Annotated in this window: 16 protein-coding genes; 7 read left to right on the top strand and 9 right to left on the bottom strand. The window is 72.7% G+C overall.

Annotated elements, in window-relative coordinates; genetic code table 11:
- Positions 1-1,009, bottom strand: a 1,009-nt coding sequence (locus CCS38_RS11695; RefSeq protein ID WP_223733168.1) for a serine/threonine-protein kinase, incomplete at its 3' end; no start/stop codon positions are given.
- A 672-nt stretch (positions 1,010-1,681) separates the two neighbouring features.
- Complete coding sequence (locus CCS38_RS11690) at positions 1,682-2,446, bottom strand: VOC family protein (protein ID WP_223733167.1); 765 nt, start codon at positions 2,444-2,446, stop codon at positions 1,682-1,684.
- 287 nt (positions 2,447-2,733) lie between these two features.
- Between CCS38_RS11690 and CCS38_RS11685 the strand changes: the two genes are divergently transcribed.
- The 3 genes from CCS38_RS11685 (at position 2,734) to CCS38_RS11675 (ending at position 5,991) form a co-directional block, all read left to right on the top strand.
- The gene (locus CCS38_RS11685; protein ID WP_223733166.1) at positions 2,734-3,381 is read left to right on the top strand and encodes a TetR family transcriptional regulator; all 648 of its coding nucleotides are present in this window, start codon (positions 2,734-2,736) and stop codon (positions 3,379-3,381) included.
- A 261-nt stretch (positions 3,382-3,642) separates the two neighbouring features.
- Positions 3,643-4,839: a thiolase C-terminal domain-containing protein gene (locus CCS38_RS11680; RefSeq protein WP_223733165.1), complete on the top strand. Its 1,197-nt coding sequence runs from the start codon at positions 3,643-3,645 to the stop codon at positions 4,837-4,839.
- 93 nt (positions 4,840-4,932) lie between these two features.
- Complete coding sequence (locus CCS38_RS11675; protein ID WP_223733164.1) at positions 4,933-5,991, top strand: aldo/keto reductase; 1,059 nt, start codon at positions 4,933-4,935, stop codon at positions 5,989-5,991.
- Positions 5,992-6,029: 38 nt separating this feature from the next.
- On the opposite strand, the gene CCS38_RS11670 is transcribed toward CCS38_RS11675, so the two are convergent.
- Entirely contained in the window at positions 6,030-6,929 is a 900-nt protein-coding gene (locus CCS38_RS11670; protein ID WP_223733163.1) for an alpha/beta fold hydrolase, read from the bottom strand.
- Positions 6,930-7,025: 96 nt separating this feature from the next.
- Between CCS38_RS11670 and CCS38_RS11665 the strand changes: the two genes are divergently transcribed.
- A complete protein-coding gene (locus tag CCS38_RS11665; RefSeq protein WP_223733162.1) occupies positions 7,026-7,730 on the top strand; it encodes a pyridoxine/pyridoxamine 5'-phosphate oxidase in 705 nt (234 codons plus the stop codon).
- A gap of 28 nt (positions 7,731-7,758) precedes the next feature.
- Here CCS38_RS11665 and CCS38_RS11660 read toward each other — a convergent pair whose 3' ends face one another.
- From CCS38_RS11660 to CCS38_RS11650, 3 genes are read right to left on the bottom strand one after another with little or no spacing between them, the layout of a single operon-like run.
- Positions 7,759-8,247 carry a GNAT family N-acetyltransferase gene (locus CCS38_RS11660; protein ID WP_223733161.1) on the bottom strand — a complete coding sequence of 163 codons (489 nt, stop codon included), beginning with the start codon at positions 8,245-8,247 and terminating at the stop codon, positions 7,759-7,761.
- Positions 8,248-8,294: 47 nt separating this feature from the next.
- Positions 8,295-8,729, bottom strand: coding sequence for a Zn-ribbon domain-containing OB-fold protein (locus CCS38_RS11655; RefSeq protein ID WP_223733160.1), 435 nt, complete (start codon positions 8,727-8,729; stop codon positions 8,295-8,297).
- Positions 8,726-9,178 carry a DoxX family protein gene (locus CCS38_RS11650; RefSeq protein ID WP_223733159.1) on the bottom strand — a complete coding sequence of 151 codons (453 nt, stop codon included), beginning with the start codon at positions 9,176-9,178 and terminating at the stop codon, positions 8,726-8,728. Before CCS38_RS11650 ends, CCS38_RS11655 begins: the two co-directional genes overlap by 4 nt.
- Positions 9,179-9,451: 273 nt before the next feature.
- On the opposite strand from CCS38_RS11650, the gene CCS38_RS11645 reads away from it, so the two are divergent.
- Together CCS38_RS11645 and CCS38_RS11640 are read left to right on the top strand one after the other, a co-directional pair.
- Entirely contained in the window at positions 9,452-11,713 is a 2,262-nt protein-coding gene (locus tag CCS38_RS11645) for an acetate--CoA ligase family protein (protein ID WP_223733158.1), read from the top strand.
- A 73-nt stretch (positions 11,714-11,786) separates the two neighbouring features.
- Positions 11,787-12,644: an enoyl-CoA hydratase/isomerase family protein gene (locus CCS38_RS11640; protein ID WP_223733157.1), complete on the top strand. Its 858-nt coding sequence runs from the start codon at positions 11,787-11,789 to the stop codon at positions 12,642-12,644.
- Positions 12,645-12,690: 46 nt separating this feature from the next.
- On the opposite strand, the gene CCS38_RS11635 is transcribed toward CCS38_RS11640, so the two are convergent.
- Together CCS38_RS11635 and CCS38_RS11630 are read right to left on the bottom strand one after the other, a co-directional pair.
- The gene (locus tag CCS38_RS11635; protein WP_223733156.1) at positions 12,691-13,242 is read right to left on the bottom strand and encodes an anti-sigma factor; all 552 of its coding nucleotides are present in this window, start codon (positions 13,240-13,242) and stop codon (positions 12,691-12,693) included.
- 181 nt (positions 13,243-13,423) lie between these two features.
- Positions 13,424-13,993, bottom strand: a complete 570-nt coding sequence (locus tag CCS38_RS11630; protein ID WP_223733155.1) for an RNA polymerase sigma factor — start codon at positions 13,991-13,993, stop codon at positions 13,424-13,426.
- Between the two features lie 212 nt (positions 13,994-14,205).
- On the opposite strand from CCS38_RS11630, the gene CCS38_RS11625 reads away from it, so the two are divergent.
- A complete protein-coding gene (locus tag CCS38_RS11625) occupies positions 14,206-14,940 on the top strand; it encodes a flavin reductase family protein (protein ID WP_223733154.1) in 735 nt (244 codons plus the stop codon).
- On the opposite strand, the gene CCS38_RS11620 is transcribed toward CCS38_RS11625, so the two are convergent.
- The gene (locus CCS38_RS11620; RefSeq protein ID WP_223733169.1) at positions 14,930-16,213 is read right to left on the bottom strand and encodes an MFS transporter; all 1,284 of its coding nucleotides are present in this window, start codon (positions 16,211-16,213) and stop codon (positions 14,930-14,932) included. The two genes, CCS38_RS11625 and CCS38_RS11620, sit on opposite strands and share 11 nt — an antisense overlap.
- Positions 16,214-16,368: the final 155 nt, after the last annotated feature.

Below are 16,368 nucleotides of genomic sequence, written 5' to 3'. Positions count from 1 at the left end.
ACGGTACGGGCGGGGCAGCGGGCGGCCGCTCCGGCTGTGCGGAGTACTCGCCCCGGGCGGCGCGGCCCGAAGAGGCCGCGGCACGCTGGGCAGGCTGGCGGGCGGCCGTCACCCGGCCGCCGCGCCGGCTCTCGATCAGGCCCACGGCGTTCCCCGGCAGCCAGGCCGAGGCCGTGCCGCTGTCGTCGGTACCGGAGCCGAAGAGGTGCGGCGCCAGCTGGGACTGCAGGTCGGCGGGGCTGGGGCGGTGCTCGGCCGCCATCTGCATCGTGGCCTCGATCAGCGGCCGCAGCTCGTCCGGCAGGCCCTCCAGGTCCGGGCCCTCGCGCAGCAGCATGAAGACCGTCTCGACCGGGTTGGCGCCGTGGAAGGGAGCGTGTCCGGTGGCGGCGAAGACCAGGGTGGAGCCGAGCGAGAAGATGTCGCTGGCCCCCGTGACGCTGCGCGAGTCGCGCGCCTGCTCGGGCGACATGTACGCCGGCGTGCCGACGGCGACGTTCGTCATCGTCAAACGCGTGTTCGACACACCGCTGGCGATGCCGAAGTCGATCACTCGTGGTCCGTCCTCGACGACCAGGACGTTCGACGGCTTGAGATCGCGGTGCACCAGGCCCGCGCCGTGGATGGACTGCAGGGCCTCGGCGACGCCGGCCGCCAGCCAGCGCACCGCCTGGGCCGGCAGCGGCCCGCACTCATTGACTATTTCTTCCAGGGAGGGAGCGGGGACGTACGCCGTCGCCAGCCACGGCACCGCCGCGCGCGGATCGGCGTCGACCACCGCCGCGGTGTAGAAGCCGCTGACCGCGCGCGCCGCCTCCACCTCGCGCGTGAAGCGGACCCGGAACAGCTGGTCCTCGGCGAGCTCGGTACGGACCGTCTTGATCGCCACCCGCCGGCCGGAGGCCGAACGCGCGAGATACACCAGCCCCATACCGCCGGCACCGAGACGGCCGAGCACCTCGAACGGGCCGATCCGCCGGGGATCGTGCTGCGTCAGCTGCTCCACCACTTGCCTGCCACCTCCCCGTGGGGCGTCAAAGAGACTCTCAAAAGCCAAGAGCCGCCGAGAGCCACTGCCCCGAGCAGCGTCTCACCGCCTGGCCGATTCGGCCGTACGCATGCTGATTCTTCCTGGCGAAGCCGACGGTTGCGAACCCGGGGGCTTCCCGTCGTGTCCCGTGTCCCGCCGAGCGGTACGCGCAGAGCTCGTTACCTGCCGTTACCCACCGCATACGGGAGCGCGTCGGGTCCCGTTCATGCGCCGACCGCACATATGTCCGATGACCACCGGGTGGCCGACGTCACGGCCCGGTGCGCCCGCCGGCGCCTCCCGGGTGCCGGTCCGTGCCCCGGTGTGCGGTCCGTCGTCGCCATTCCCATCCCCGTACGTACTGTTCGGTCCCGCGCACTCACCGGCCTGCCGCCGAGCCCACGGACCCGTTGCCGGGCCGCGCCGCCCGCGGCCCGGCAGCGGGAGCTGCCTGGTCCCAATTCTGCTGTGCCGAACGGCGTTCGGGGGCCATGACCACGAACTAATTGGCGGATCGGTACGCCTACTTCGCAAGAGGAGGGCCGTTTTGGGCCGAGGTGACGCCGTATGTACCGCAACGTGCAAGGGGGCGCCTGCACGTGTGGGACGGGAGAGACGCAAGGGGCGAGGAGCGAGAGACGGTCCGCTGCTCTACTTCGGCGCCATCAGCCCGAAGGCCGCCCCCTGATTGTCGACCACCAGGGCGAGGGGGCCGCCGGGCGTCCCCTGGGGCTCGCTGAGGACCTTGCCGCCCTGCCGGACCGCCGTCCGCAGGGCCGCTTCCATCTCCTCGGCCAGGAAGAAGACGGTGAAGTGCGCCGGCAGCTCGGCCGGTGCCCGCGCGTCCAGCACGATCCGGCACCCGATCTCGCGCTCCTGCCCGGCGATCCGCCACGGCAGGAACGTGGGGCTCGTCATCGGCCCCTCGGTCACCCCTTCGAAGCCGAAGACCTGCCCGTAGAAGGCGTCGACCGTCTCCGGTTCGCGCGTGCTGAGACCCATCCATACGTACGCGCCGGGCTCGGCCTGCACCTCGAAGCCCTGATGCCGGCCGGCCTGCCAGGCGCCGAAGACCGCGCCGCCCGGGTCGACGCCCAGCATCATCGCGCCCAGGTCGCCGATCGGCGTGCCGCCCGAGATCACCTGGCCGCCCGCCTCCCGGACCTTGGCGACGGTCTCGTTGATGTCGGCCGTCGCGAAGTAGACGCCCCAGACGGTGGGCATCCGGCCGTCCTTCTTGGGCAGCAGTCCGGCGGCCTTGCGCCCGTCGAGCAGAGCCGTCGTGTAGTCGCCGAACTCGGGAGCGCTGTCCGAGAAGGTCCAGCCGAACAGCTCTCCGTAGAAGCGCTTGCCCGCCTCGAGATCCGGCAGCATCGCGTCCGCCCAGCAGGGGGCACCCTCCGCAAAAGCCGTCATACGGACAAAGTAACCGGGCTTTCCGCTATGCGCCCGGCGCGTACCCCCGCGCACGCTTCCGCACATAACCCCGTACATCCACCCCCTGCACATACCCCCGGGCGGTTGTCCACCGAAGTTGTCCACAGGCTGTTGATAAGACGATTCACTTGATCAGGCCAGTGCCACCGAGGCGGTTCCGCGGCCCCGAAGCCGTGCGGCGAAAGCCGATTCCCGGCCCGATTCGCCCCATCCCCATTTGCAGGCAGCCAAATCGCGCTCCGATCACCCCTCGGTAAGCTGACGGCATGACAGGACAAGTTCGAACCGTCGACGGCAGAGTCGCCGGCCGCCGCGGGCAGGCGACCCGGCAGAAGCTCCTCGACTGCCTCAGCGAGATGCTCAGTTCGTCCCCGTACCGGGACGTCAAGGTCATCGACGTCGCACGCAAGGCGGGCACCTCCCCCGCGACGTTCTACCAGTACTTCCCCGACGTCGAAGGCGCCGTACTCGAGATCGCCGAGGAGATGGCCAAGGAGGGCGCGAGCCTGACCGAACTGGTCGCCGGGCGCTCCTGGGTCGGCAAGTCGGGCCGGCAGACGGCCGAGGAGCTGGTCGACGGCTTCCTCTCCTTCTGGCGGAAGCACGACGCGATCCTGCGCGTCGTCGACCTCGGCGCGGCGGAGGGCGACAAGCGGTTCTACAAGATCCGCATGAAGATCCTGAACGCCGTCACCAACTCCCTTACGGACTCCATCAAGGAGCTCCAGACCAAGAACAAGGTGGACAAGGAGGTCAGTCCCGCGGCAATGGCCGGCTCGCTGGTCGCCATGCTCGCCGCGGTCGCCGGCCATCAGAAGGGCTTCACCAGCTGGGGCGTCAAGCAGGCCGAGCTCAAGCCGAACCTCGCGCTGCTCGTCCATCTCGGCGTGACGGGCAAGAAGACCGCCAAGTAGTAGCCGGGGCGCGGCGAGCGACCGCCGCCCCCGGCACGACGCGTCGCCAGGACCGCGCACGTTCTGCCGCGCACGCGTCCCCCGCCGGCCCGCCCTTCGTCCTGCCATATCTGCATACGCCTCGGGCACCGCCCGGCCTCTCATAGAGAGCCGGGCGGTGCCTGAGGCGTATCCGGGGCGGGCTGCGGTCCGCGTACGACGGCTCCCCACTGCGGATTACGGTCTGCCCGTACGCAGTTATCTGATGTACCGTCAGTTTTCATGACTACCGGGACCGGTACGACTCCTCCCGCACGTACACGCAGGGTCGCCGTCGCCGGAGTGGCGCTGGCCGACTGCGGACGCGTCGACGACGCCACCCCCTACGCCCTGCACGCCCAGGCCGCCCGCCGCGCGCTGGCCGACTCCGGGCTGGACCGCTCGGTGATCGACGGCTTCGCCTCCGCCGGGCTCGGCACTCTCGCCCCGATCGAGGTCGCGGAGTACCTGGGGCTCCGCCCCAGCTGGGTGGACTCGACCTCCGTCGGCGGCTCGACCTGGGAAGTCATGGCCGCGCACGCCGCCGACGCGATCGCTGCCGGCCACGCCGACGCGGTCCTGCTGGTGTACGGCTCGACGGCGCGCGCCGACCTCAAAGCGCGGCGCCGCACCGCCGACCTCTCCTTCGGGGGCCGCGGTCCGCTGCAGTTCGAAGTGCCCTACGGCCACACCCTGATCGCCAAGTACGCGATGGCCGCGCGCCGCCACATGCACCAGTACGGCACGACACTGGAACAGCTCGCCGAGGTCGCCGTCCAGGCGCGCGCCAACGCGGCGGCCAATCCGGACGCGATGTACCGGGACCCGATCACCACCGACGACGTGCTGGCCGGGCCGATGATCGCCGATCCGTTCACGAAACTGCACTGCTGCGTCCGCTCCGACGGCGGCTGTGCGGTCCTGCTGGTCGCCGAGGACCGCGTACCGGACCTGGCCCGGCCACCGGTCTGGGTGCTCGGCTCGGGCAGCGCCGTCTCGCACACCACGATGTCGGAGTGGGACGACTTCACCGTCTCACCGGCCGCCGTCTCCGGGCGACTGGCCTTTGAGCGGGCAGGCGTGCGCCCCGACGAGATCGACCTCGCCGAGATCTACGACGCGTTCACCTACATGACGCTGGTGACGCTGGAGGATCTCGGGTTCTGCGCGAAGGGCGAGGGCGGCGCGTTCGTCGAGAAGGGACGGCTGCTCCGGGACGGCGCGCTGCCGACGAACACCGACGGCGGCGGCCTCGCCGCCTGCCACCCCGGGATGCGCGGACTGTTCCTGCTGGTCGAAGCCGTGCGGCAGCTGCGCGGCGAGGCCGGCGAGGGCCGCCAGGTGCAGAAGGCGGGTGGCCGGCTGCCACGGCTCGCGGTCGCCTCGGGCACCGGTGGATGGTTCTGCTCGTCCGGAACGGTGGTGCTGGGGGCGGAGTGAGGGCGCGGGCGCCGGGCCGCACGGCGCGTGCAGGTTGCGTTGGAGTGCGCTCCAGCTCATAGCGTCGGGCTCACGAACCGACCAAGGGGAGCCATGCGGTACACACTGTTCGGCAGGACCGGTCTCCGGGTGAGCGAGCTGAGCCTCGGCACCATGACGTTCGGCGGCGACCGGGGGTGGGGCGCCGCCGAGGACACCAGCCGGCGGATCTTCGACATGTACGCCGACGCGGGCGGCAACTTCATCGACACCGCGAACATCTACACGGACGGCAGCTCGGAGCGGATCGTCGGCGAACTGCTCGCCGGCCGCCGGGACCAGTACGTACTGGCCAGCAAGTACACCTGCGCCACCCGCAAGGGGGACGTGAACGCGGGCGGCAGCCACCGCAAGAACCTCGTGCAGTCGGTGGAGGCGAGCCTGGAGCGGCTGCGCACCGACCACCTGGACATCCTCTGGGTGCACGCGCGCGACAACCTCACCCCGGTCGAGGAGGTCATGCGGGCCCTGGACGACATCGTGCGGACCGGCAAGGTGCTCTACGTCGGGGTGTCCGACTGGCCGGCCTGGGAGATCGCCCAGGCGAACACCCTTGCCGAGCTGCGCGGCTGGACCGCGTTCGCCGGATCGCAGCTGCGGTACAACCTGTTGGAGCGCACGCCGGAGCGCGAACTGCTTCCGCAAGCCCGCGCATTCGACCTTGCCGTGCTCGCATGGGCACCGCTGGCCGCCGGCAAGCTCACCGGCAAGTACCGCCGCGGCGAATCCGGCCGACTGCACGCCCACGGCGGGGAGAACGGCGAGGACCAGCACGACGAGGCGGTGCTCAGCGCCGTACTGGAGATCGCCGAACAGGGCGGCTGGAGCCCGGCCCAGGTGGCGCTGGCCTGGCTGCGGCAGCAGCCGGGCAACATCGTCCCGATCGTCGGCGCCACGAAGGAGAGCCAGCTCCTGGACAACCTCGCCGCGGTCGACGTGGTACTGGACGCCGACGCGGTGGCCCGGCTGGACGAGGTGAGTGCGGTACCGCTCGGCTTCCCGCACCAGTTCCTGCGCGAGCCGGCGGTCACCGAGACCGTGTACGGCGACCGCTGGGCCGACATCGACGACCGGCGCTCCACCTACCGGCGCACGCCGCACGACATCCGCTAGCGGTTCGCGGCGTCACTGCACGGCGTCACTCAGTGGCGTCACTCCGCGGTGTCGTCGAGCAGCGCCCGTAGGACGGGATCGGCATGTGTCCACAGGAGCATGCCGCCCGCGTCCGCCACGAGGTGGCGACACGCGCTGCGTATACGGGTGGCGAGCCGGGCGCCGTGGTCCGGCGAGTGCGTGGGCGCGGTGTCCAGCGCGCCGTACCAGAGGTCGACCGGCACCCGGATCACCCCGGGATCGAACGGCCAGTGGCTCATGGCCAGCAGTGTGTCGCGCGCATAGCCGGCCGGGCCCGGCGCGAAGCCCTCGGCCATCGCCTCCCGGAAGGCAGCGGCGAACGCGGGCTGCTCCAGAAGGGCGCGGTCGCGCGCGCCGCTGCCCTCGGCGACCAGTTCGTACAGCACCTCCGGGCTCCCGAAACCGGCGAACGAGCGCTCGGCGGCCACCGGATCGGCCGCGGCCCGCTCGGTGAGGTACCGCACTTCGTCCGGCAGCAGCGCGTCGAACGCGGGCGCGGCCAGCTCGTCCGTACCGGAGACCACCGCGAGCCGGGTGAACAGCCCGGCGGCGGCGCAGGCCAGCGCGAACGGCGCGCCCTGGGAGAAGCCGACGCCGCGCAGCCCCGAGAGTCCGCGCAGCGCGGCGAACTCCCGTACGTCCTCGGCCCAGCCCGTGAGCGTACGGCCGGGCGACGGGTCGGAGGCACCCAGCCCGGGGCGGTCCACGGAGATCAGCCGTACGCCGAGCTCCTCGACCGCCGCCGCCCCGAAACCGAGCCGCCGGGACGTGGCCGCGCCGGGGCAGAGCAGTACCGGTGTCCCGTCCTCGGGACCCCACTCGCCCCAGGCCAGCCGCCGCCCGTCGGCCAGCCGGACGGCCCCTCGCCGGGCAGGCGCGGGCACGGCGACGGCCGTCCCGGCCGAGATCGCAGACATGGCACCAGCGTCCGTCGCCGGCGCCGACCACCGCAACCGATTTGCCGACGGGGGCACGAGGGACGCGGGCGGCCCGGCGGACGTACGCTGCCCGGCATGACCACGACGGACGACTCCCCCGAAGCCCACGCCTTCCGCGACCTGCTGCGCAGCCTGCGGGTCTGGACGGGCGAACTGCCCGCGTTCGATCCGTACGCCGTCCCCGAGGCGCCGCTGCCGCTGTTCCGGCAGTGGCTGGGCGAGGCGGCCGCCGCGGGCGTACCGGAGCCGCACACGATGGCGCTGGCGACCGCGGACGCGGCGGGCGCCCCGTCCGTACGCATCGTGATGCTGCACGACGCCGACGAGAACGGCTGGCACTTCGCCTCCCACCACGGCAGCCGCAAGGGCCGCGAACTGGCCGCCAACCCGCGTGCCGCGCTGTGCTTCTACTGGCCGCTGGTCGGGCGCCAGGTCCGAGTCTGCGGTCCGGTCACGCCGGGCACGCCCGAGGAGAGCGCGGCCGACCTGCACCGCCGTTCACCGGGCGCGCTGGCCGCCGCGCTCGTGGGGCATCAGAGCGAGGTGCTGGACTCCTACGCGGAGCTGGAGCGGGCGGCGGACGCGTCCTGGGAGCGGGCGCAGCGCGAGCCGGAGGCGGAGGTGGAGAGCTGGACGGCGTACGTGCTGCACGCCGAGGAGGTGGAGTTCTTCCAGGGCGACGCCCGCCGCCGGCACGCACGGCTGCGCTACCGGCGGTCGGGCGAGCCGGCGGGTGATCGGACGGGTGACGGCTGGCAGCGGGAACTGCTGTGGCCGTAGCCCGTGCCCGTGCGGTCGGAGCCGTGGCTCAGAACCGCTGGTACATGATGTGCAGCCCGACATAGCCCTTCTCCGGATGCAGGAACGCCTCCGGAAGGGTCGTCATGATCTCGAAGCCGAGCGACTGCCAGAGGGCGACGGCACCGGTGTTGGTCTCCACGACGGCGTTGAACTGCATCGCGCGGTAGCCCTCGGAGCGGGCCCAGCGCAGTGCGTACTCGCCCAGGGCACGGCCGACGCCCTTGCCGCCGTGCGCCGGATCGACCATGAAGCTGGCCCCGGCGATGTGCGCGGCGCCGCCCATGTGGTTGGGGTTCATCTTGGCCGTACCCAGGACCGTGCCGTCCTCGTCGACCGCGACGACCGTGTGGCCCGGCGGGCTGAGCATCCACAGCGCGCGGCCCGCCTCCTTGTCGAGGTCGCGCGGGTAGGTGTACGTCTCCCCGGCAGCGACGATCGCACGGAAGAACGGCCAGATGGCGTCCCAGTCCTCGGTGGTGGCTTCTCTGATCAGCACCCGCCCAGAGTGCCTCCTGACGCCGCGCGACGCCACCGGTTAAAGGCTCAGTCCGTCGGCCGGAATACGGGGACGGCCGGCCCGCCCTTGCCGTCGGCACGGAAGCACACCAGCAGCTCCATGCCGATCCGCAGCTCCGCCTCCGGGCAGTCGACGACCTCGGTCATCATCCGCGGCCCCTCGGCGAGGTCCACGACGGCGGCGGTGTACGGGACGCGGCCGCCGAACGGCGGCAGGTCGTTCCGGTGCACCACGGACCAGGTGTACAGCGTGGCGCGGCCGCTCGCCGCCTCCCAGACCACGTCCTCGCTCCAGCAGCGCGGGCAGAACTCCCGGGGGTAGTGGTGCGCGGCACCGCAGCCGGTGGCCCGGCAGCGCCGGATCAGCAGCCGCCCCTCCGCCGCGGCGTCCCAGTACGGGCGGGTGAAGGCGTCGGCCTCGGGCAGGTCGTACCGGGGTGAGTTCACCGGGGTCGTGGTCATCGGAACAGTCCCATCGCGGCGTCGAGCGACCAGGTCTGCCAGCCCATCGCGCCCAGCGCGACGAGCGAGATCAGGGCCATCATCGCGTTCTGCCCCTGCTCGGCCCAGTCGTGGATCATCAGTACGAGATAGAGCAGGTTGAGCACCAGGCCCGCGACCAGCGCGACCGGCGTGAGGAAGCCGAGGACGAGTCCGGCGCCGAGCGCCAGTTCCGCGTACACGACGACGTACGCCATCGCCTTCGGGCGCGGCCGTACGACCACGTCGAAGCCGCGGCGCACCACGGCCCAGCGGTGTTGGGCCGCCACGCCGGAGGCCCACGCGATGCCCGTACCACGCTCGAACCAGCCCTTCTTGTCCTTGTGCCGCCAGCTCTCCAGCCACCACAGCCCCAGGCCGATACGGAGTACGGCGAGCCATTCGGGCCCACCGAGCCAGATCGTCTGCATCCCACGCCTCCCGCTCGACCGTTTCTGACGCTGCGTCAGCTACCGGGCCAGTTCAGCGGAGGGCGCGGCCCGCGCGCAAGGGGTGGGGCTGGAGCGACACCCCCGATGCGCACCCCGGTCGCGCTCCCCGACGTGCACCCGACGTCAGAGGCGCACGCCCGATCCGCCGCCGCACGCACCATTCCTGACTGGGCGTCAGTTCTGTAACCTGACTACCTGTCAGGTACCTGCCTGCCAGGTACGCACCGGTGGTCAGACGGGAGCGGCGCAGCGATGCTGGGATCCACTCATGGCACCCTCACCACTCACTCGCGGCCCGCCCGGGTCGTGGCCTGCGGAGGGCCGACACCGCAGGCCGTGCACGGGACGGCCGGCCCGGAACACGGCCCCGGCGCAGGCGGCGGCCGGCACGGCACCGGCGACCTGGACGTGAGCGGGCGACCGCTGTCCGCGGCCGTGCCGGACCTGGACCGCTTCTTCCGCCCCCGCTCCGTCGCCGTCATCGGCGCCTCGGACAGCGAGGGCCGTCCCCACACCGGCATCACCCGCCGGCTGATCGACTGGGCCGAGCGGGTCGGCGCCCGGCTGCACCCGGTCAACCCGGGCCGCACCGCCGTCTTCGGGCTCCCCTGTCACACCTCCGTCTCCGACCTGCCGGAACAGGTCGATCTCGCCGTACTGCTGGTCGCCGATCCACTGCCGGTCATCGAGGAACTCGCATACGCCAAGGTGAAGTTCGCGGTCGCCTTCGCCGCCGGCTTCGCGGAGACCGGCGCCGACGGCGCGGCCGCGCAGGAGCGGCTGGCCGCGGCCGTCGCCCGCTCCGGCATCCGGTTGCTCGGCCCGAACACCAACCTCAACGCGTTCGAGACGTTCCGCGAGGACCTGGACGGGCCGGCGATCGCGCTGATCACGCAGTCAGGCCACCAGGGCCGCCCCGTCTTCGCCCTCCAGGAGCTGGGCATCCGCCTCTCGCACTGGGCCCCCACCGGCAACGAGGCCGATCTGGAGACCGCGGACTTCCTCTCCTACTTCGCCTCCCGCCCCGAGGTCGGCGCCATCGCCGCGTATGTGGAAGGGCTCAAGGACGGCCGCAGCTTCCTGCTCGCCGCCGACCGCGCGGCCCGCAACAAGGTCCCGGTCGTCGCGGTCAAGGTCGGCCGCACCGAGGCCGGCGCCCGCACCGCCGCCTCGCACACCGGCAAGCTCACCGGCGCCGACGAGGTGGTGGACGCGGCAATGCGGCAGTTCGGCGTGGTCCGCGTCGACGGCCTGGACGAGCTGCAGGATACCGCTGCGCTGCTGGCCAGGGCCCGCCCGCCGGCCGCCGAGGGCGTCGCCGTCTATTCGATATCGGGCGGCACCGGCGCGCACTTCGCCGACCTGGCGACGGCGGCCGGCCTGCGGCTGCCGACGCTCGGCGAGGAGCGGCAGCGGGAGCTGCACCAGTGGATACCGGACTACCTCAATGTCGCCAACCCGATCGACAACGGCGGGCACCCCGTGGGCGACTGGCGCGGCCGGAAGATCATCGACGCGATCCTCGCCGACCCGTCCGTGGGCGTTCTGATCTGCCCGATCACCGGTCCCTTCCCGCCGATGAGCGACAAGCTCGCGCAGGACCTCGTGGACGCGGCGGAGCAGACGGACAAGCTGGTGTGCGTGGTGTGGGGCTCGCCGGTCGGCACCGAGGACGCCTACCGGCGGACCCTGCTCGGCTCCTCGCGGGTGGCCACCTTCCGTACGTTCGCCAACTGCATCACGGCCGTCCGCGCCCATCTCGAACACCACCGCTTCACGGCGTCCTACCGCTCCCCCTTCGACGAGGCGCCGCGCACACCCTCGCCGTCCGCGCGCAAGGCCCAGGCGCTGCTGCGCCCGGGCGAACAGCTCAGCGAGCACGCCGGTAAGCAACTGCTGCGCGCCTACGGCATCCGCGTGCCCCGCGAGCAGCTCGTGACCAGCGCGGCGGGGGCCGTCCGGGCGGCCGCGCAGGTCGGCTACCCCCTCGTCATGAAGGCGTCCGGGCCGCGGCTGGCCCACAAGAGCGAACTGGGCCTGGTCAGGATCGGCCTGACCTCGGCCAGTCAGGTCCGGGACGCCTACCGCGAGCTGACGGACATCGCGCGCCACGAAGACGTCGCGCTGGACGGGGTGCTGGTGTGCCAGCTGGTCGAGCCGGGTGTGGAGATGGTCGTCGGCGTCACGCCCGATCCGCTCTTCGGGCCGACCGTGACTGTGGGACTGGGTGGTGTCCTCGTCGAAGTACTGCGGGACACCGCGGTGGCCGTACCGCCCTTCGGCGAGGACCAGGCGCGCGCGGCGCTCGGCCGGCTGCGGGGCGGGGCGCTGCTGGAGGGTGTCAGGGGGGCGCCGCCGGCCGACACCGACGCGCTGGTCGAGGTCATGCTGCGGGTCCAGCGGATGGCGCTGGAGCTGGGCGATCAGCTGGCTGAGCTGGACATCAACCCGCTGGTCGTCCTTCCGAAGGGCCAGGGCGCCGTGGCGCTCGACGCGCTCGCCGTCTGCCATTGAACGCCGGCGCCCGCACCCCGGCCGCACCGGCAGCCGTGTCCACGCCGACGCCAGAAGCTGGAGCAGCTTGACCATGACGACCTCCCCCGTCGGTCCCGGCGGGACCTCCGAATCCTTGATACTCCACACCACTGACAACGGCGTGGCGTGGATCACTCTCAACCGCCCGCAGGCGAGGCACGCCCTCACCCCTGACCAGCGCGAACGCATCATTTCGCGGCTCGCCGAAGTCTCCGCCGACCCGGCCGTCCGCGCCGTGGTGATCACCGCGACCGGCCGCGGGTTCTGCGCGGGCGCGGACCTGCGGCCCCGGCCCGGCGCCGGCGGCAGCGGCAGCGGCAGCGGCAGCGGCAGCGGCAGCGAGCGGACCACCGGCGATGTCGCACGGATGATCCGGCAGGGCGCCCAGCGGCTGATCGCCGCGGTCATGGACTGCGAGAAACCGGTGATCGCGGCGGTCAACGGCACCGCCGCGGGCCTCGGCGCGCACCTCGCCCTCGCCTGCGACCTGGTCCTGGCCGCCGAATCTGCCGCGTTCATCGAGGTGTTCGTGCGCCGCGGCCTGGTGCCCGACGGCGGCGGCGCGTATCTGCTGCCCCGGCTGACCGGCCCGCAGCGCGCGAAGGAGCTGATGTTCTTCGGCGACGCGCTGCCGGCCGCCGAGGCCGAGCGGCTCGGGCTGGTCAACAGGGTGGTACCGGACGGCGAACTGGCGAAGACCGCGGCTGCCTGGGCGGACCGGCTGGCGGCCGGCCCGACGCGCGCGCTGGCCCTCACCAAGCAGCTGGTCAACGACTCGTTGGACGTCGACCGCGGCACGGCCTTCGCCGCCGAGGCGGCCGCTCAGGAGATCAACATGACGACGGCGGACGCGCAGGAGGGGGTGGCGGCCTTCGTGGCACGCCGTACACCGGAGTACCGCGGGCGCTGACCACGAGGGGCCGCGTTCCGCCGGAACTCGCCACTGAGGCAGGCGCCTAGGACTCGCCGCTGGGGCAGAGCGGTACCTGCTGGACGTCGCGGGTGTGGACGCCCGGCAGCCAGCCCTCGGCACCTTCCGCGGAGGTCACCCGGTACCAACGGTTGGAGATCGCGCCCGCCTTGTCCCGTACGAGGCGCCCATCGGTGAGGACGCACTCCGTGGCCAGCCGGTCGCCGTTCCAGACGCGGCCCGCGGCGTTCCCGGGGGCGGCGTACGCCTGGTGCGGGTCCCGGGCCAGGCGAAGCGCGCACCGTACTGTGCGCGCCTTCTCGCACGCCGGCTCACTGTTGTACACCGTGACCTCCAGCCCGGTGCCGGGCCCGGGCGGCGCGGGGCGCTCGTTGCCCGTCCCTACGAGCCGCCACACGACAAGCCCCAGGGCGAGCGCGGCCACGGCGAACAGCACCGTCATCAGCTGCGGCCGCCGGCGCAGGAACGACAGGGGGCTGCGGGGCGCGCCGGGCGCGGGAGCGGACTCGGCTATGCGGGTCCACAGCCCTGGCGGTGGCTGGATTTCCTCGTCGGCCGCCCGGAGGCGCTCCCGCAATATCGTTTCAGCAGCACGGCGTCCCAGGCCGTTCCGGTAACCGTTCCGGGGGTTCCCGTGGTCATTACGGAGACGCCCCTGCCCGCCTTCGGGGCGCCACTGACCGCCCTCGGAGTCGTCCCCCCGGCCGTTCCCAGGGGCCACGTGCGTGTTCCCGAAGTCGTCCCGCTCCACGGTGTGCTCACCTCCCCGTGAGGTCGTACGGCGAAGCGGCGAGGTAGCCGCGCAGCCGGTCCAGGGCGCGCGCCCGGTGCCGGGCCGCCGTGCACCGCTGCACCTTCATGATCCTGGCGGCCTTGCCGATGGTGTATCCGTCCAGGTCGACGAGGATGACCAGGCCGGCCTGCCGGTGCGAGAGCCGGCTCAGCATCCGCACCGCTTCCAGCTCGGCCTGCCGGCGCTCCCGCGCGCCGTCCCAGCCGGTGCCGGGCAGCTCCCGCATGAGTGCGCCGCTGCCGGGCCCGTCCTCCGGGCCGCCCTCGCCGATCAGTGCCTGCCGCCGCTCCCTGCGGTGCGCCTCCCGGGCGACGCTCAGCAGGGCCGTGAAGGCGCGGGCGTACGGCTCCGGGTGTTCCAGAAAGCGGTACGGGCGCCCGGCGAGCTTCAAGTACGCCTCGTGCACGATGTCCTCCGCCGCCTGCCGGGACCCCGCGAGCAGCACCGCCCTTCGGTAGAGCCGCGGCAGCAGCCCGCAGAAGACGTCGTCGAAGGACGGCGACGGAAGGGACGACGACGCCATCGCATCGGTCATGCGGCGGAACTCTCCCCGGATCCGATACGGGTGCGGCCGTGAGGGAGATACCCGGCATGATCCGCCGCCAACCGACCGAATACCGACAATTATTCGATCCGCCGGTGATCCGCCACCGGGCGCCGCCCGCGCAGCCCACCTGACCCCGCGCGCCCCTCACTTCCTATCTGACGGTCCATCAGATTCAATGGGAGCGTGGAAGGGAGCGCAGCATGATGGGACATGCCGGCATGGCGGCCACAGCGGTGCGCTATCTGCGTGCGGCCGGTACCGCGGCCTCGGCCCCGGCGACGCCCGGACCCGGCGCGCCCGATCCCCCGGGAGCGGCCTCCAGGGCGCCTCTGCGGGCCGTACGCGAGGACGAGCGGGCCCCGGTCGACCGGAACGAATTCCGGCGCGTGCTCGGGCACTTCGCGAGCGGCGTCACGATCATCACGGCGCCGGGCGACGCCGCCGAGCACGCACCCGGTGGCACGGCCCAGCCCGCACCCGGTGACGCAGCCGAGCCCGCACCCGGCGACGCGGCCGGCCCCGCGCCCGCCGGCTTCGCCTGCCAGTCGTTCGCCTCGCTCTCCCTGGACCCGCCGCTGGTGGCCTTCATGGTGGCGCGCACGTCCACGACCTGGCCGCGGATCGCCCGGGCCGGGGTCTTCTGCGTGAACATCCTGGGCGCGGGCCAGGGCGCGCTGTGCCGCGGCTTCGCGGTCAGCGGCGCCGACAAGTTCGCCGGGGTACGGCACACGCCGTCGCCGGTGAGCGGCTCCCCGCGGCTGGCGGACGTGCCGGCCTGGATCGACTGCACCGTCCAGGCCGTCCACACGGGTGGCGACCACCTCGTCGTCGTGGGCCGGGTGGACGCGCTCGGCACGGACGAAGCGGCGGCGGCCGCGGGGCCGTTGCTGTTCCACCGGGGATCGTTCGGGGAGTTCCGGGAGGTCAGGGGCTGACCTGCGGCTCCGTCCGGCGCCGGATCACCAGTGCCATCAGGACCGCCAGGGCGCACAGGGCCCCGGAGGCGTACCAGACCGGGTCGTACGTGCCGAGCGCGTCCCGGGCCAGGCCGCCGATGAAGGCGATGAGGGCGGCGCCCACTTGGTGGGCGGCCAGCACCCATCCGAAGACGATCGCGGCGTCGTCCCCGTAGTGCTCGCGGCACAGCGCAATCGTGGGCGGCACGGTCGCGACCCAGTCCAGGCCGTAGAAGACGATGAAGAAGAGCATCGGCGGGTGGACGGTGTCCGAGAGCAGCATCGGCAGGAACATCAGGGAGACGCCGCGCAGCCCGTAGTACGCGGCGAGCAGCCGGCGGCTGTCGAAGCGGTCGGTGAACCAGCCGGAGGCGACCGTCCCGAGGATGTCGAAGATCCCGATGACCGCGAGCAGCGAGGCGGCGAGCGTCATCGGCATGCCGTGATCGTGGGCCGCGGGCACGAAGTGCGTCTTGACCAGGCCGTTCGTGGTGGCGCCGCAGATCGCGAAGGTACCGGCGAGGAGCCAGAAGGGGCCGGTGCGCGCGGCGTTGGCGAGCGCACGCAGCGCACGCCGGGCGGCGCCTCGTTGCGGAGCGGGGCGCGGTACGAACTCCGTCGCGCCGTACGGTGCCACGCCCACGTCCGCGGGGTGGTCGCGCAGCAGCAGCCACACCAGCGGCACGACGGCCACGGCGGTCAGCGCCACCGTGACGGCCGCGGGGCGCCAGCCGTGGCCCTCGATGATCCAGGAGAGCAGCGGGAGGAAGACCAGCTGGCCGGACGCGCCCGCGGCGGTGAGGATGCCGGTGACCAGGCCGCGCCGCTGGACGAACCAGCGCCCGGTGACGGTGGCGGCGAAGGCCAGCGCCATGGAGCCGCTGCCCAGGCCGACGAGGACGCCCCAGTAGAGGATCAGCTGCCAGGAGGCGGTCATCACCACGGTGAGCCCGGCGCCGGCCGCGATCACGGCGAGCGCCGCGGCGACGACCCGGCGGATGCCGAACCGGTCCATGAGTGCGGCGGCGAACGGGGCGGTGAGCCCGTACAGCGCGAGGTTGACGGAGACCGCGAACCCGATGGTGCCGCGCGACCAGCTGAACTCCTCGTGCAGCGGCTCGATGAGCAGGCCCGGCAACGAGGCGAAGCCGGCGGCACCGATGAGGGTGAGGAAGGTGACCGCGGCGACGGACCACGCGCGGTGCGGGCGGCGGCGCGGGCCGCGGCGCCTCTCGGGCGGCGCCGCGGACATCACCGGAGTCGGCTCCGGCGGGGCGGAAGGCTGAGGTGTCTGGGTCACCCCCTCAGCCTCGGGCAGCGCACCGCCGCCTTCGAGTGGCCGGATGGCCATGATTCCTCAGGATCGGGCCACCCCTCCCGGCTCCAACCCCTCCCGGCTCCAACCCC

Source organism: Streptomyces purpurogeneiscleroticus, from assembly GCF_020024005.1.
Lineage (GTDB): Bacteria > Actinomycetota > Actinomycetes > Streptomycetales > Streptomycetaceae > Streptomyces > Streptomyces purpurogeneiscleroticus.
This window is presented reverse-complemented; position numbering and strand designations above follow the sequence as displayed.

What these genes read in the sequence shown, in the direction of transcription:
- CCS38_RS11690 (WP_223733167.1), bottom strand. Translation starts at nt 2,446, where the DNA reads ATGACGGCTTTTGCGGAGGGTGCCCCCTGCTGGGCGGACGCGATGCTG.
- CCS38_RS11685 (WP_223733166.1), top strand. Translation starts at nt 2,734, where the DNA reads ATGACAGGACAAGTTCGAACCGTCGACGGCAGAGTCGCCGGCCGCCGC.
- CCS38_RS11680 (WP_223733165.1), top strand. Translation starts at nt 3,643, where the DNA reads ATGACTACCGGGACCGGTACGACTCCTCCCGCACGTACACGCAGGGTC.
- CCS38_RS11675 (WP_223733164.1), top strand. Translation starts at nt 4,933, where the DNA reads ATGCGGTACACACTGTTCGGCAGGACCGGTCTCCGGGTGAGCGAGCTG.
- CCS38_RS11670 (WP_223733163.1), bottom strand. Translation starts at nt 6,929, where the DNA reads ATGTCTGCGATCTCGGCCGGGACGGCCGTCGCCGTGCCCGCGCCTGCC.
- CCS38_RS11665 (WP_223733162.1), top strand. Translation starts at nt 7,026, where the DNA reads ATGACCACGACGGACGACTCCCCCGAAGCCCACGCCTTCCGCGACCTG.
- CCS38_RS11655 (WP_223733160.1), bottom strand. Translation starts at nt 8,729, where the DNA reads ATGACCACGACCCCGGTGAACTCACCCCGGTACGACCTGCCCGAGGCC.
- CCS38_RS11650 (WP_223733159.1), bottom strand. Translation starts at nt 9,178, where the DNA reads ATGCAGACGATCTGGCTCGGTGGGCCCGAATGGCTCGCCGTACTCCGT.
- CCS38_RS11645 (WP_223733158.1), top strand. Translation starts at nt 9,452, where the DNA reads ATGCTGGGATCCACTCATGGCACCCTCACCACTCACTCGCGGCCCGCC.
- CCS38_RS11640 (WP_223733157.1), top strand. Translation starts at nt 11,787, where the DNA reads ATGACGACCTCCCCCGTCGGTCCCGGCGGGACCTCCGAATCCTTGATA.
- CCS38_RS11630 (WP_223733155.1), bottom strand. Translation starts at nt 13,993, where the DNA reads ATGACCGATGCGATGGCGTCGTCGTCCCTTCCGTCGCCGTCCTTCGAC.
- CCS38_RS11625 (WP_223733154.1), top strand. Translation starts at nt 14,206, where the DNA reads ATGATGGGACATGCCGGCATGGCGGCCACAGCGGTGCGCTATCTGCGT.
- CCS38_RS11620 (WP_223733169.1), bottom strand. Translation starts at nt 16,213, where the DNA reads ATGTCCGCGGCGCCGCCCGAGAGGCGCCGCGGCCCGCGCCGCCGCCCG.